Origin of the sequence: Paenibacillus sp. 2RAB27 (assembly GCF_052115445.1) — a bacterium.
Classification (GTDB): domain Bacteria; phylum Bacillota; class Bacilli; order Paenibacillales; family NBRC-103111; genus Paenibacillus_E.
In genome coordinates this window covers 64,907-80,300 of sequence record NZ_JBFRGR010000006.1, presented here as the reverse complement: position 1 = coordinate 80,300, position 15,394 = coordinate 64,907, and the positions used below count along the sequence as shown (strand labels likewise).

Sequence of the window (15,394 nt, the reverse complement as noted above, 5' to 3'; positions counted from 1 at the left end):
TAAGAATCCATTTACATTTGCGAAGTCCGCTGGGACGTATTCAAAATTCCCCCTAGTATCGAACCCAAGGGGCTTCCTGTAAAAAAACCCTGAAGATTAACCATGATTGCATGACCAGTGAGTGCCATAACACTCATAGTGTCGTCTTCTAGTCCAATGACTCCAAAGTTCCCCCTGTCATCTAATACTGGAGCAGGTCCTGCGGGAAGCAACTCATAACAAACTCTCAGGCATTTCTCTTGTACGTATGCGAAATCAGCCTCAGACAATTTTCCAAGCTCTCCGATGATACCCATGATGTCAAATGAACCTGTATCAATCTGGCTTGGATCTGTAGCTTCGGCGTTGATTTTTTTAAAGTCAATTTTTCCTAACAAAGGGGCAATAAGCCCCGCAATCTTGATCAACATGAATGACCCTGTCCGGGCATCGAACTTCTTAACCCGAAATTCTCTACCCAGAATTGTCACATCTTTATGCTTATCTGCCATTCATTTCGTCCTCCTAGATTACGTCTCTTTGAACATCGGCTGCCATCAATAGCCACGTGATTTGCTGACCTTGAGCTTGTCGAGGAACATCAGGCAGCTTTTGAAAGCTTACGCCTGTAAGAGTCTCTTGTTCCCTCATACGTGGAGCACGAATTGTGATTACCATAGAAGCCCACTGGTCAGTAGGAGCAATTTCAAGGTAGTTGTACAATCGTGTAAGCCAGTGGTTAAGCTCTGATGTTTGTTGAGTTGATACACTTGCAGTACCATTGCGCGCTTTGATCTTGGATACCATTACGGAACCATCTGCGGAAACATCCTGAGCAGAGCGATCAGTAGACATAGCAGTTGTAATCCCACCTAGACCAGTTCCATTTGCCACGTACTGTCCAAATAGAGCATGAGAGAAAACAACAGTAGAATCAGAAAAACTATATGTTGAAGTTGACATCTATTTCCCTCCTATCTATTCACTATGATGCCGATGACTACATGCTCGATAGCTCCTGCCATCTTAACAGCCACATATATCGGAGGAGATTTACGCGCGTCCCGGTCTGCCTGAGATTGGTTTGCCAAAGTATCCGCTAGGATCAAGAACCCTGCCGATAATGTGTCTCCAGTCTTCAGACCGCCAATAGTTGCGCCTTTCCAAGTACCTGGAGCGAGAATCCCACGAGTGCGGGCATCATTACATGGAGTCGTGATAGCTCCTACGAGTTGACTTACACCATCCTCGGTTTGTGGAATCTTTGGTGCGGTAGTCAAAGCGTTCATTACTGATCTTTGAATGTTACTTGTCAAAACATCGATATTCAGTACTTCATCAAATGGAATGCCATCAGCCATAGTCCCTTGTACGAGAAGGTTATATGTTGCACCATAGTTGGTGTAGACGTTTCCTGAGTACCCTAAGATCGTATCCACCTGAGTAGGCGTTAAAGATAGCTCTGGGTTAACTCCAGGCAATGACTTATAAGCTAAGGAATACGCTGAATTAGCTAAGCCGGTATTTGCACCCATTGCATAACCCAAAGTAGCCGCTGCTGCGTATGGATCATTGCTGAATTGACCAAATGAGCGATGTCTTTTAGCCTTCTTCAAGGTATCCATGACATTATTGGTTGTTCCTGCTGTCACTTCAGAGTCCGCTGTGTTATAGAAATAAGTCGATAATGGAGTCATCGACTCTACAGCTGTTGCTGCCGCTACGATATCAGTTTTCACCGCACCAACTACGAAGCATGCATACCAATCACTGTTGATTGCTCTACACGCTGTAATAGCTTGTGCTGCGGTTTCAGATCCCGTACCATCCCAACGTCCAATAGCCACGCTATTCGGTCTAGGATTGGCGCTGAAGTAGATTTGAGCAGCTAAATACTCTGGTTCAGTTCCTGCCCATCCATCTGAAATCATCGCATCAGGGCTCGTGTACGTCTTAACACGAACTAAGGGTGTAATTAAGGTTGATTTACCTATGATAAGTCCCAAATTAAACGTACCATTGACCGTTGAGAGTGGGGATACGATAACTGAGACATTTACGATACTGCTAATAGACTGTGTCATGTAATTCAAATCACCTACCCTTGTATAATTTGAACATCTGCGGAATCAATTGATGGTACAGATGATCTAATAACAACCAACTCATTGAATCTCGCATAGAACGTCGTTCGTTCCCACCATTGACCACCATAGAGTTCTGGAAATCTAACCGGCATAGGCACATTGAGGATTAGAGCCAGATTATTCACTGCTAAGAACTCAGTTATCTCTGGCTTATACAACCCTCTACGTATCTTTCCCATGTCATCGAAGCTATTGGGGCCATAACAGTTCCAATTTACCCTGATAACCTGAGTGGATGCAGTTTCGGTGATTATCCCAGTAGAATCTGTCCCAATATAGGATGTCTCCTGCTGCTGAGTAATTGCATCATCGTCATATCCCAACATAATAAAAGCAACGTCCTCTTCACGTTTCCATGAAGGAGCTCCATCTTTAGGCCATGCGATTCGAACACGATCTTGATTGGCGTATTTCAACGGATCAAGTCCTAGTAAGTTGTAGGTCAATAGCGCAAACAGGTCTTCAGCTTCAGTAAGCTTTAGAATAGTGTCCGTCATGTACCCACCATCCTCACACCAATTGCTTTATTAAACCCAAAGTCTCCCCAAGGGAAAACAGAAACAACTCTGTATCTATCGTTTCTCCAAACTATCTCATCCGATGTTCCGCCTTCTTCTGTATCAGTCTCTGCACGAGTAGTGAATAAAGGTTTCTGAGAATAGAAGCACATTGCCCCTTTGACTCTATCTCCCTCAGGTACTTGCTCGATATCAGTTGAAGTAGCTACAGTTATTGTCCCTTCCATCTTCAAGGTATCTTCTGTAGTCACCCATCTAGAAGCCTTCCATCTACCCGTTTTTCGATACACGACAAACCCACCTGGTTGTGCGAAGTTTCTGCTATTCACGATCCTACCCACGTTGATCATTTATTCACCTTCTTTTGCACTGATCACAAATAATGCGCGCGGAGGGTTTTTCAGAAATCTTACGAATGGTTGATGGAATGATTTTTCCGCAGCCTATGCAATTATTTCCTTGCTCATTAGTTATCAACACATTCGTCACTCACCTTCTTTGATTACGTAAGTAATCGACTTCCTAAGCTCACCCTGATTAATCAGCGGCCTATCGCTACCCTTCATTTGCACCGTTGACTCAGCGTTAGCTGCCCAACCGTTAGAGGGGTTTGTAAACCAATCACGGACAACGTTCTGACCGAGCAATCCCACTTTATGAAGCTCCTGATCTGGGTTCTGACCGTTTAGGACAGCCTCCAGGACCTTTCGGAGTTGTTTAGCTATGATGTCCTTGTTGTATTGAATGGCAGGCTCTATCACAGGTCTAGGAGGAGAGTGCCAAAGGGGAGAGCCGTGAGTCTGCAAGTACATTTGATATGCCTTGCTGTATTTCATCCCAGCTTCAACCTTTGGATTCATCTCATCACGCATTGCCTTTCGCCTCACACCATGTGTATGGATGTAAAGCAATTCAGCATTCGTTATGTCGCCGCTCACAGTTGGACGGTTGTTCTCGCTTCCTTCTGGAACACCTACATAGACTTGTTTTCCTGCCAGTTCCTTCAGCCTCTTGGAGAGGTCGCTAGTATTATCAATTGGCGATAGCACCCGAGCGAATCCAGCAAACATTAGACTTCCAAAGCAGGAGTGAAATCAACATAATACTCTTTGCCGACTTCGAATTGGTCCTGTGCCTTTTCATTGTCAACGCTCATTTGAATTTGACCAGCAGGAGTATACTTCCAAAACTCTTTATTTTCGTCTGAGCCAGAAATTACAACCTCGAATCGAACGCTATTGCCTTCTTTAAGGGTACATTTAAATTTTGCTCTTACCATACTTGTTCTACCTCCCCTGTTAATAGACATACATGCCACCTCTACCCACTAACTTACCTATGGTAGCGAGTTGCTGTCCGTATATGGTTAACTTCCATGCGGCCCATCCATCCAAATCCTGTGCGATTGTACTGAAATCAGTACTTACTGAAACATCCCCAACGGACTCCGAGACATTTAACCCTTTTGCTTGACCTGCGGCAATAACAGCAGCGGCCCCACCGTTGGGATCAGCAACACCTTGCAGATACATAGTTAGGAAGTGCGCTACGAACCATCCCATAGCAATCTTCCAATGAGATCTCCAACGCGCTTCTTGGATGCTTTCATGTGCCAGATCGATAAACATTTGAGTTATGAGTGTAGGTACAATCAAGTAATCGCCATCTTCATTGGGACCGAACTGAGGATACTGGTCAAAGAAATCTGATAAAACAAAAGGGGGATTACTCCCAACTCTTATGTTGGAAGCATCCCCAGATATCCCGTTCATACAGGATCACCCTTTCAGGTCTAAGCATATGCTAAGGAAATTTTTCCTAGGCACTATTATTGCTGTCCAGCGGCCAACGCCAATGCGTCAGCTTCTGCTTTTTCAGCTGCAACTTTCTTTTCTGCTTCCTTCGCTGCCTTTGCGGCTGCTTTAGCTGCGGCTTTTTCGTCATCCTCTGTATTGCCGTGTTCAGCCTTGATCTCATCTTCCTTGGATTCAATTACAGTAATTGTTTCATCAGATAAGGCCAGCTTGAACATTTTTGATTCTTTTACCCAATCTGGGACAGCTCCAAAACTTTCATGCCTAACAATTACAGGAGCTTCTGCCTGTGTAGGGTGATCGAACTGAAGTGTTGCTTTAGAATAAATTTTCATGGATATTATCCCCCTTAGATTCCATCAACGTATTTAGCACATGTTAAGTACAAGAACTTCACTTGACCAAGTTGTCCCATGTAAGCGGTTAGGTAGGCGATCTCAGTAACTTGTGCTTGAGTCATAATGCGTGTGAGCGGTACAGGCAAGTCAAATACCACCCGATTATCATCATTAACGTATGCGATTAATCGATCTGTTCCACCAGTACCAGCGCCTACGCACCAGCGAGAAGGTGCAATAACAAGATCTCGGCCTTGGTTATTAGCGATATTGTTTTCAAGCAAGAACTTAAGGATGGAAATGCTTCCCGCTGTGCTTACTGTCTTACCTGCGATGTAAGCGAACAGGTTAGGTGGAATCAAAATGTGATTCGCCATCCCCGTTAGATCATACTCAGAGGCAGCCCACGTATCCGTGATGATTTGATTCACATCTTTTAGAATCTCATCAGGAGTCTTGGTAAACCACGTTGCCGTTCCAGCAGCACCGTTCGGGGCAGTTGAGGCAGTTACGGCAGGATTATTCGCCAAGCCATAAATTTTAAAGCTCGGAAGCCMGTTGTACACGATATTGTCAATTGACTTGTTATAGTTAAGACGAATACCTTTATCCAAGATATCATCTAGACTACGGCCAATTCCTTGTAGCTTTTGTTGATCAATGAAAGGCACTTTTAAGATATTGGCAAAGTTGAATACCTTACCAACATCTTTGCTTACATTGGCCTGCATGATTGGGATGTCATTCGTTTCCCCACCGATGATCCCGCCTTCATTACCACCAGTTGTGGCATAATCAACGAAGTTGTTCGATGTGTAGTCTACCCAGCCACCGCCAGTAATAGCGACAATGTCACGCTGCCATGTTACCGACTGCAAAGGTTCATGCAGTTTTGGATCACGCTTTTCTAGCTCCCCTTGCAAAAATGCCATACCGGTAGAGATTGCTGCGGCATCCATATTGAACTGTGCAGCTCCACCAACAGAATAAACTTTAGGTGTTGTTAAATTCATCGAATGTTATCCCCCTTAATTACGGATTGATCCGCGACAAGATTGTGACTTCTGCTGTACGGTTAGCATCGAGCTTCCCAGTTGTCCATTTAATATTTGTAAGGAGAATAGTATTCGCTCCATCGGCTGCGGCTTCAAATCCTCCAACTATACCAGCAGGAATTGCACCATTTGCTGTAATACGGACATATACTCCACCGGCTGGTGTTGGAGTTCCTACGTTACAAGTGACTGTAACCGATCCACGGCCAATCACATCACAAGGATCACCAGGTGCATAAGAGCCGTTAACATTATTCGCAAATACAGTAGCCTGCTTTACGTTACGTACGGCAATACCTGCGAATGTAGCAGCTGTTCCAGTTGCACCAAATCTGGAATATGAGTTGTCACTATTTAAAATAGCCGGTTCGCCAAATGCAATACCTACTGTATCTGTGGTCTTTACTACACGGTTGTCAATTACTGCATCCAAACTGCGCGATACGTTCCCTGGATAACCAAAGTTAAGAGCCTTACCAACTACTGATCCTGGCATAGTTTTATCATCCTTTCCTGCGCTAATTTATGCGCGGTCCTTGAAATGTGGATTGTGTTTTCTAGCGATTTCCCTACCGAGTTGTGCAGGATCTTGTTGTGCTGCGGTTTTATTATCGGATGTTTGTTTATTATCAGTAGCCGACTGCTTTTGACCTTTATTAATGTCTGCATATGTGTTCTTTGTAGGCTTCACGCCCCTAATGCTTGCAATAGCAGCATCAGAAGCACGCTTGCGCTCTGCTGGATCAGTAATTTGAGCAATGATTGGTTTCAATGCTCTCAAAGCAGCCACCTTATAAGCGTTATCGCCAGTAAGTGCAGACTTCGGACGATCTTCTGGGCTAGAAACTGGACCTTCTTCATCCATGTTCTCAGCAGAGATTGTGTGGCTCTCTTCCTCATCGTTGTCCTTTGCAGAACCTTCGATTTCAGAAATTGCAGCATCGATCGCATCCTCAGGGGCAGCATCGGCTCCCTTTGTTTGTGCAAGCTTTGTTACAAGGTCAGTAAGGTGTGCAACTTGTGCAGTTAAAGCTTCAATTGCTGGATCAGCATCTTTCGCTGCGGACTCAGTGCTCTCGATCCCTTCATCTTTAGCACCTTCTTTTTCTTCCGCCATTGCGGATACCGCGTCCATGATTTCTTCTGGCTCAGCATCAGTTGCAAATACTTTTAAGCCAACTGCCGCTAAGATATCCTTAACACTATGAATGGATTTCTTGGGGAAACTAATTTTCATTCTTTTTTCTCCTTCCGGAACTGGGTTTGTTTTTGAATCCTTTATCGCAACACGGTCACCTGCCCTGCCGCTTTTCACGACAGCTACGTGATTACCGCAGATATGCTTTTGATGGTAACCATCACTCTCTTGCTCATAGATACAATCGTAGCCGCATGAGACTTCACGCTTACCTTCTTGGATCTCATAGATCAGCGTTTGATCATGAAACACAAGATCAGCAATTAGGAGGTCATCTTCATCTCCCGAGCCCTGCCGCACGTTCTGAACAACTCCTCGCATGTATCGAGTAGCGTTATCAGGCGTGACTGCTTCAGGAGGATGTTCATCGGTCGTAACCTTCCCCTCGAAACTGGCCATTGCCGCAGGGCTGAAGACTTCTTCGGGACTTCGGTACACTTGTACAATCTGTCCTCTCATCTCGGTAACTCCGATTTCCTCACCTAAGTACTCATACCAACCAGTACGGGCAATAGGGACGTTATGAGCAATTAAGAAGCCTTCAGGTGTAACCGTCATGTTCGGGCTAAATCGTGAACCATAATAGGCTCTCATGTATGTTCATCACCTCCTTTCAGGCATAACTGATTAACGAAATAAGTTGTTGTACATCTCATTTACAGAACTTACGAGGTTGGAATCCACTGACCCGTTCTTACATTGCTCTTGGATGTGTTCCATTAGCTTGAGCATAGTTTCTACGTATGCCTCTTGCGTCTTATCCACAGGCTTAGGGTAGTATGTCGTAGGTGGAGGTCCAACAGGACCATCATGATGTGGTCGTATCATTTAATCACCTCATCTCGTTATAACAAACATGCGGATGTAGCTCGCATAAAGCCATGGTTCTAGGTTTCTTCTAGATACTCCCGAATAGGTTAGCTTGCTTATGCATTCTGTAAATTTAAACATTATGTAGTGCCGCAAGTAGTTTTCAAAAAGTCCCACTGTGTAGTCGTCAACCACTTTTTAAAATCCTCAGGATTTTGATTCACAGTTATCTGTTGAGGATTAATAGCATTTTTTAGGTCAACCACACCTTGAAGCGTTTCATGTTCATAAGTGAGTTCTATTTCTCCAACCCTCTCGGTCAGCTTGTACATGATGTTCATTCCTCCTTTTAAGGCATTATTTATGCATAAATAGTGAATAACTATTGCATACACACAGTTCTGTCCGTATCCAACAACCTTTGAAATTACAAAACCCTTATGTGGCGCGGGTTCTCGGGTTTTGGACTTCTTCACAAACATCTTATTTTGTGGTCAAGTAAAATACCCTTACACCTTATTCAGCATAAAAAAGAAGCCTCATCACAATTGAATGGGCTTCAGTATTAAACTCGCTTATAAAATGTTGGTGCTGCGTTTATAGTTGTAAAGGCATATGGTTCTACAGTTCTTTGTGTTCTGATTAGAGGACTATTTAACTCCAACCTCCCAGTTTCCAGTAAAGTTGAGAATGCTAAATCCCTTACTTCCTCAGTATCGAACCATTTCGTTTCGGTAGGTGTATTAACCGTCTCCGAGAACATGATACCAAACTGTAATGGTGACTCTTCTTCTTTCCAGTGCATCAAATACAACCACACTCCATTTCTGTAAGCAACCTAATCCTTGGAGGTTCAGGAGCTTTAATCATAGGAGGTAACCAAGCACCCAGTATAATMATTACTGCTCCACATATGCCGATAGTCAGTACATTGATCCTATCCCTAATTTTGTTTTTCATCCCAATTCACCTTTTCCTAAAATTAGCAAGTATTCCTAATACAAACTCGCATCTTTCGAGATCCGAGAACTTGATGTTTAATGATTGCGACTTCAATGTTCCTTCTGTCGAATATCGGGATCTTTTTGCTTGATTCTAGTTCTTTAATAGACTCAACGAACTCCTCGAACATGCTTTTTAATGCCTCAGTTGTTCGCTCGATCTTCTTTTGAATCTCCATGAAAGCATCAGATAAGGTGGTAAAATCGAAGTGCGCTCTTACTCCCCCACACACAATCACTGCATTCATAATTCCCCTCCAATATTACATGATCGATTCAAACTGTTTCCTATTCATCCGTTGCAACGTCCCACCATAATGGACAATAGCAGGCCATGTAATCCAATCAAGATCAATCACTGGCTCTGGATAACACCTACAGTTGAATATGTCTCCTGCATGATAGTTACCAAAACTTCTCCGCATGCCCTTCAGTGATTCAGGGTTAGGTGGACTGTTCCACTTAATTAACACTCCATCCATGAGCCTGTGGGCATCACGAACGCGGGAATCTCGGCTAGACCTCCATACATACCAACCTGCACCAACAAACTCACTACGAGCCCGCGTGAGAGCTGTAGACGTTTTACTTGTTTCAGTTCTAGCGATGAGTCCAGCTTTTGCTTTTGTAGCTTCAGGGAAGAATGCTTTAATCTGCATTGCCATGTTAACCGCTCTTGTTCCCTTCATTGCCTCAGTGAGCACATGTTCATTAACCTTCTGGGCAATCGATAGAGGTAAGCTCTTTACTATTGCAGCATTACGTAAAATTTGATGACGTACAGCCCCGCCAATAGGACCATTCAGTTCCTTAAGCAAAGCCTGATAGATAACTCTACCTTGGCTATTCTTCCTAGCTGCCTGCCTCCAGGTGCGTCCTGCATCCGTAAACAGATGAGTAACCATCTTAGTGGCAATTGCCTCGGCATATTGATCGAATCCCTTAGTCAACGTGTAGTCTTTGATTGCCTTAAGTATTTCTAAAGGTTCGCTTAATCCATGAAGCAATGCCTCTAGGTCTTGCATCGAAGCTAGGAGGGCCTTTTTGTACGTTAGTTCTATCTTTCTTTTCGGAGCCCATAAACTCGCCATAGTCTAAATCCCCCACATCAGGCAGCTCACCAGGGTTAGTACTTTCATCAGCATTATCAATATCCTCATCAGTGATATTGGTGAACATGCCAGTTGTATCACTCATTTGCTTGAGCTCTTTCAACACTGTCTTTTGACTAATAGCACCGCCAGTGAATACTGACATGATAGCTTCTGTTTTGTTCTTCGCAAGATCCGCTACTTCTTTATCATTAGGAGTTCGGATAGGATTGAAAATGTAATCAATGTCATCTGGCACCGCACCCAATTCAGACATACACATGATCGGGAGTAGCTTGTCCAGAATCGGAGCAAGTATTGATTCCTGGCTCTGCTCGATCTTCTCATAGTAGTTCTGGAGATCAGATTCACCAGTTGCATTCATACCAGCAGGAGCACGACCAAAAAGCTTGGTAGCAGGAATGTCACAAGCTCCAGCTACATCAAGCATAAAACTTTCATAGATATCATTTAAACCGGTGAAGGAATATTGGTGTGTCTCGAAATGGTCCTCGTTATCCATTACATGCATGCCCATGTTGCTCATTAGCCAATTCTGCATCTCAAGGGTTTTATACAAGTCTTCTTGTAACCTACCGCCACCAACAGCGAGATCCTGCCCTAAATCCCCCATTTTCAAAACTCGAAGGTTCGCGAGGAAGATCAGCTGTGCAATGTTCCAACTTGTATTGTCCCGTTTCTTCAATTCGTCGAATAGGGCTTCAACCTCTGATGCTCCCCATTGTTGTTCAGCAACCTTTTCCCAGTACGGCAACTCACGGCCAGTGAACCGAATGATACGACTGTGGTGTACTTGAAGGATGCTTCCCTGTTCAGTTGTTACTTGATATGACTTAGGCAAACCGAACTCAACATCATTGATATCATCCACAAGCTCCGATGCACTTGGGACAACACCCGACCATCGATCTATAATCATGAGCCCTTTAAACGATCCCGGCATGACAGTATCAAAATCAATAGGCAGATGCAAACTGTCTTCATGTCCTTCAATGAGAATCAAACCGACAGAACCGCCATACAGCCTCCCCCACTTCAAACCAAGTAGGATCTTCTGCTTAACACTGCGCGTCCGCCATAACTTGTTTATCTTTCGGATCATCTCTGGAGCTATTTGAGATGTAATATTGATCCAATTCCGCGTCATGTCTTCAGGGATAGTATCGATTACCTTACGCACAATCCAATGACCACGGTACAAGCTGTTCATCAATTGATAGTTCTGCGTCAACCGTGTGTTTATGTAGTTGGTTCCCTCAAGCAAGTTAGGTGTTCCTGCACCTAAACGAGCCATCGGATTCGAGAACGCATCCATCATAAAGCTCAGACCAGGCGGCAACTTTGATTGAATCTGCTTTTGCTTACTATCGATAACCGTAGTGATCGGCACCTGACTTGTATCACGTTGCTGTAACCGTTTCTTCTGTTTGGTTCGTTTGTTCAACATTGCTCCTCCTTTCTTTATTCACTCTTCATGCAAAGACATCTGTATAAAATTCAATATTTTGTACAAAAGTACTTTCCCACAACCGCAAGGAAAATGTATCAACCACGCCACTTTTGAGCGTTTCTGTAATAGGCCGATTATTCATCGTTTATGCAGAAACATCAGATACCGCGTCATTGCTGGGTTTTACTCTCTAAGCCATTTTTGATGTTTGCATATGTAAACGGTGAAAATGCTCATTTATTCATCGCTTATGCATCACCACGTTCTAACCTTCGTACCTTAATCATCGTTTTAACAAAGTACCTGGCAGCATCCATACAGTGATCATCCTTCTTCACTGGTTGCTCTACTCCACGTTGGCCTGCTTTCTCATCCCACACATAACCTGATACTTCTTTTAAAAAGTTAGGGCATTTTGTACGATGTACCTTCAGCTTTCGTTTAGCAATCATTGTTGCTGTCATCCGTAGCCCTTCCAGCACATCATTATCAGCATCTTTGGGACGAAGCCCTCTGTTCCTCATTGTCACCTTAAAGCTTGCGGCCGATGGATCAACGATGACGTACATGGGATACTCATCACCTACGAATTTCACAAGATCATCTGCATACTCCGAAGACTCTTTTTGCCTACCTGAATCTCCGCCTTTATTTGCATCTCTGCCACTATGATAGTACTCGTCTAGCACCCAGCATGTATCTCCATCGTCCCACACATCAAGGAATACAGTAGCGTTCTGGGTACCAACGTCAATTGAGATGTAACGGTGTGCTAGTCCCTTGAATCCTACGACCAGATCATCATCTGTGAAGGTATTCAGTGTGTCATCCCACATATCAAAGATTGCGCCTTGAGCAACAACCCACTTACCTTCAATCATCCTTAAATACCAAAAACCCGTGTAAGCGCCACGGATAAACGTTTTATACTCATCATCGAGGTTAGGGTTATCATCCAGCTCGAAGTGATATACCTTCACCATGCCACTCTCTAGCTTCTTCTTATCAGTAATGAACTCTGTATAGAGGAAGTGATGAGGATGATCAGGGTTAGTTGTTGCATATAGCTTTGCACCTTTAACCGAGAGCCTGTTAAGGAGCTGCTTAAAGAACTTCTCAGGCATCAACGAAAGTTCATCACAGTAAGCCCCTGCAAGCGTCTTACCACGCAGATACTTCTCTGAACCTTCGTCCTTTGCTCCGATAACCTTAATCTTGCGGCCATACATGGTGATTAAGCCTTTTTGCGAATTGTACTTGTAATTCTTCTCCCCAACAGTATCGAATATATCCTGAAGGACGTTATCAAATATGGTTTCTTTCGATACGCCGGTAATGATGAGTAAGCCCTTGGGACCATGCTTAATGTAATTGAGCCATTTGGGTATCATCCCAACTGTTTTACCAGAACGTACAGAGCCCTCAAGGATATTGATTCGAGCATCTTTCTCAATAGGGTTTAAGATGAATTCTGTTATCTTCGCGCCGAAAATTTGGAATTCCATCTATTCAGCACTCCTTGCTTTAGCTGCCGCCTCTGCACTCAGTCTTATCATTTCTGTCAATTGATCGATGTTGCCAGAATCCGAATCACCGCCTTCTCCTTTATCACGATCAATCTCAAGACGTTCTCTTGAGATCTTCAGTTTCTCTTCTTCAATCATGCGCTTATGCTTATCCGGGAGTAGATCTATATATTTAACTAAGACTTCGAGAGCTTTGGTCTTGTCATACAACTTAACGCTTACGCCCTCTTTGCTTTGTTTGACTTCACTAATTAAGGTGCCATCAATCTCGGCTCCGTCTTTAAAGTTAGTAAAATTAATTTTGTATTTAACTGGATCTCCATTCTCATCTAGTTGAATCTCGCCTTTCTTATTCCTGGCGATGTGCTCTTCCTGTCCAAACTCAATGAAGTCCGTTATATCTGCGAATGCAATCTTCATGTACTCCATGAGAATTCTCTGAGCGTTTAATCCTACGTCACTCATGATAGACTCTGTGTACTTCTTAATAGCAACTTGCACTTCAGGTTTTCTCAGGAGCTCCCAACCAATGGAGTAAGCAGTCTTCTTACTGTACCCTGCTGCCATAGCAGCTCTTGTGGCATTGAAGTCTCGAAGGTACTCACCAATGAATATGCGCTTCTTAATAGTAAGTCCATCATCATCGGGTTCATCATTCTCTATCTCTGGTTGTTCTATAACAGGAATTGGAGCGTTCTTTACTATATTGGAACGTTCCGTTCTTATTGGCGGTCGTTCCGTTTCTTTCGTTGCGTTTCGTTCCTTACGTTCCGTTACTTTGGGAACCATATCAAACGCCTTGATGATTACTTCTCTTGGCTTATCTCCACTATAAGGACCGATAAAGCCTCTCTTCTCCATCGCATCAATTAACCTAGCTGCGCGAGTATAACCGCATCTCAATCTCCTCTGAAGCAATGAGGTGGATGCTTGCTTGGCTTCTATAACTATCTGAACAGCCTGTAGGAATAGTTCATCTTGCTCTTCTTCATCCTCAACCTGTTCAACTGGCTTCTCAGTCGTTTCAGCACCGTGCTTTGTGTTGTTGTCCCAGTTGTCCTTGGCCTTCCAGCCTCTAACCGTTCCATCACCTACACCAAGCTGTGCAGCTATGGCATTAAGGTTAATATTCCCGCCGCTGTCTTTGTAAATCTTGAATGCTTCATCACGCTTCGGATCTCGTTGTCTTGGCATCTTACATGATCACCACCGCCGCTCTGTTATAGGTAAGGAAAATTTCTCTTAACGGTTAAACATTACTTTCGTATCATCCACGGATCCACGCCTTATCATTTTATCAACAGAGTTGCACCAACGTTGCATCCGTGATTTTTCATTCCTGTGCTGTATGTATGCGTTATGCATGAATATAGACAACCTAGTTAAGTTCATGCTTGATCCATTAAAGAAGTACCGTATACGGTCTTTCATCACTCCACCTCCGAGACGTAATAAACGCTACATTCCGCACCACATAATTGTGTATTTTTGAAGCCAGCTCTTGTTTGGGCGGCTGGCATTGCCCTCCAGATCTCGACCTTAACGCCTTGGATCAACGCCGGAGGAAAGCCCTATTCCACTTGCCTTTGCCCCGACAAGGGAGTGTCCGTATAGAGCTTTCGAGGGGAGGTAGAGAGTGTTCAGCGAAAAGAAAAAAGAGCCACATCGCTGTGACTCTTACCTGATACATTGGTTATGGTATCACTGTGAGAATGCCCTTTGTTTCTCCTGTTCGGCAAAAGGGCTTAAGCCGGTTCGTGAGTTCATCCCACGACTCTGAGGCCGTTGCAAGGTTTCTTTACAGAGACTAACAAGAACGACAAAGGCAAAAGTCTCACACTAATACCATTTGTTTTAATATCCGCAAAAAGCATAATGGATGGTTTCCCATCGCCGTTGCCATCGGCCAGTGGCGGATATGGCGCATTGAAATAGTAATTATTTAATACATAAGGGCATTTAACCCTGCCTCACCATCACACCACTGACGCTAAACGTCTAAGGACATATGTCCCACAGCATGACCGAGTGCCTACGTTGTTAACGATTCAGTAGGTATCACCGGAGCAGTTAAGCTCTTGTAATACCTACTTTAATCCCGAACCACCGACACTTTGCGGACACGCTACAGACATTTTCGGAACGTTCATTCTTGCCAAATTTTAAACGTATTTGCGATTGATTCAATACCTTCGTATATGTTTCGGTCGATTGTACGCTCACATCTGTCGTTAAAGAGTTCGATAGTTCTGGGACGAGATACACCCTTCAAGCATCTATTAATGATCAGCTTCCTTATCCGATCATTCATGATCAGGGCTACCGCTCTCTCCACATCATGTGTAAGCTTCTTATACTCTCTGTAAGATTTAATGTGTGTTGAATTGTTTCTTTCCAAGTCCTCTACAATCAGCTTTGCTTTTCTGTAATCAACCAGGACGATTTG

18 protein-coding genes are annotated in these 15,394 nt (G+C 43.8%); all 18 read right to left on the bottom strand.

Features of this window, described 5'->3' with window-relative positions; all coding sequences use genetic code 11:
- Positions 1–11: 11 nt before the first annotated feature.
- Positions 12–491, bottom strand: a complete 480-nt coding sequence (locus AB4114_RS11060; RefSeq protein ID WP_441988500.1) for a phage tail assembly chaperone — start codon at positions 489–491, stop codon at positions 12–14.
- A gap of 13 nt (positions 492–504) precedes the next feature.
- Positions 505–942, bottom strand: a complete 438-nt coding sequence (locus AB4114_RS11055) for a phage protein (RefSeq protein ID WP_441988499.1) — start codon at positions 940–942, stop codon at positions 505–507.
- Positions 943–953: 11 nt separating this feature from the next.
- On the bottom strand, positions 954–2,063 hold the full coding sequence (locus AB4114_RS11050; protein ID WP_441988498.1) for a DUF3383 family protein: 1,110 nt from the start codon (positions 2,061–2,063) through the stop codon (positions 954–956).
- A gap of 14 nt (positions 2,064–2,077) precedes the next feature.
- The gene (locus tag AB4114_RS11045; protein WP_441988497.1) at positions 2,078–2,623 is read right to left on the bottom strand and encodes a phage neck terminator protein; all 546 of its coding nucleotides are present in this window, start codon (positions 2,621–2,623) and stop codon (positions 2,078–2,080) included.
- Complete coding sequence (locus AB4114_RS11040; protein ID WP_441988496.1) at positions 2,620–2,994, bottom strand: hypothetical protein; 375 nt, start codon at positions 2,992–2,994, stop codon at positions 2,620–2,622. Before AB4114_RS11040 ends, AB4114_RS11045 begins: the two co-directional genes overlap by 4 nt.
- Before the next feature lie 135 nt (positions 2,995–3,129).
- Positions 3,130–3,714: a hypothetical protein gene (locus AB4114_RS11035; protein WP_441988495.1), complete on the bottom strand. Its 585-nt coding sequence runs from the start codon at positions 3,712–3,714 to the stop codon at positions 3,130–3,132.
- Positions 3,714–3,923 (bottom strand): hypothetical protein, encoded by a 210-nt coding sequence (locus AB4114_RS11030; protein WP_441988494.1) that lies wholly within the window; start codon positions 3,921–3,923, stop codon positions 3,714–3,716. The genes AB4114_RS11035 and AB4114_RS11030 overlap by 1 nt, the downstream gene beginning before the upstream one ends.
- Positions 3,924–3,942: 19 nt before the next feature.
- Positions 3,943–4,416, bottom strand: a complete 474-nt coding sequence (locus tag AB4114_RS11025) for a DUF4054 domain-containing protein (RefSeq protein ID WP_441988493.1) — start codon at positions 4,414–4,416, stop codon at positions 3,943–3,945.
- Positions 4,417–4,472: 56 nt separating this feature from the next.
- Positions 4,473–4,793, bottom strand: a complete 321-nt coding sequence (locus tag AB4114_RS11020; protein WP_441988492.1) for a hypothetical protein — start codon at positions 4,791–4,793, stop codon at positions 4,473–4,475.
- A gap of 14 nt (positions 4,794–4,807) precedes the next feature.
- Entirely contained in the window at positions 4,808–5,809 is a 1,002-nt protein-coding gene (locus AB4114_RS11015; RefSeq protein ID WP_441988491.1) for a DUF2184 domain-containing protein, read from the bottom strand.
- Between the two features lie 19 nt (positions 5,810–5,828).
- Complete coding sequence (locus tag AB4114_RS11010; RefSeq protein ID WP_441988490.1) at positions 5,829–6,347, bottom strand: structural cement protein Gp24; 519 nt, start codon at positions 6,345–6,347, stop codon at positions 5,829–5,831.
- A gap of 27 nt (positions 6,348–6,374) precedes the next feature.
- On the bottom strand, positions 6,375–7,643 hold the full coding sequence (locus AB4114_RS11005) for a DUF2213 domain-containing protein (protein WP_441988489.1): 1,269 nt from the start codon (positions 7,641–7,643) through the stop codon (positions 6,375–6,377).
- A gap of 33 nt (positions 7,644–7,676) precedes the next feature.
- Positions 7,677–7,877 (bottom strand): hypothetical protein, encoded by a 201-nt coding sequence (locus AB4114_RS11000; protein ID WP_441988488.1) that lies wholly within the window; start codon positions 7,875–7,877, stop codon positions 7,677–7,679.
- Between the two features lie 122 nt (positions 7,878–7,999).
- The gene (locus AB4114_RS10995; protein WP_441988487.1) at positions 8,000–8,191 is read right to left on the bottom strand and encodes a hypothetical protein; all 192 of its coding nucleotides are present in this window, start codon (positions 8,189–8,191) and stop codon (positions 8,000–8,002) included.
- A 932-nt stretch (positions 8,192–9,123) separates the two neighbouring features.
- On the bottom strand, positions 9,124–9,885 hold the full coding sequence (locus AB4114_RS10990; protein ID WP_441988486.1) for a phage minor head protein: 762 nt from the start codon (positions 9,883–9,885) through the stop codon (positions 9,124–9,126).
- Positions 9,830–11,419, bottom strand: a complete 1,590-nt coding sequence (locus AB4114_RS10985; RefSeq protein WP_441988485.1) for a phage portal protein — start codon at positions 11,417–11,419, stop codon at positions 9,830–9,832. Before AB4114_RS10985 ends, AB4114_RS10990 begins: the two co-directional genes overlap by 56 nt.
- A gap of 251 nt (positions 11,420–11,670) precedes the next feature.
- A complete protein-coding gene (locus AB4114_RS10980) occupies positions 11,671–12,927 on the bottom strand; it encodes a PBSX family phage terminase large subunit (protein ID WP_441988484.1) in 1,257 nt (418 codons plus the stop codon).
- Complete coding sequence (locus AB4114_RS10975; RefSeq protein ID WP_441988483.1) at positions 12,928–14,142, bottom strand: terminase small subunit; 1,215 nt, start codon at positions 14,140–14,142, stop codon at positions 12,928–12,930. It lies immediately after the preceding gene.
- Positions 14,143–15,394: the final 1,252 nt, after the last annotated feature.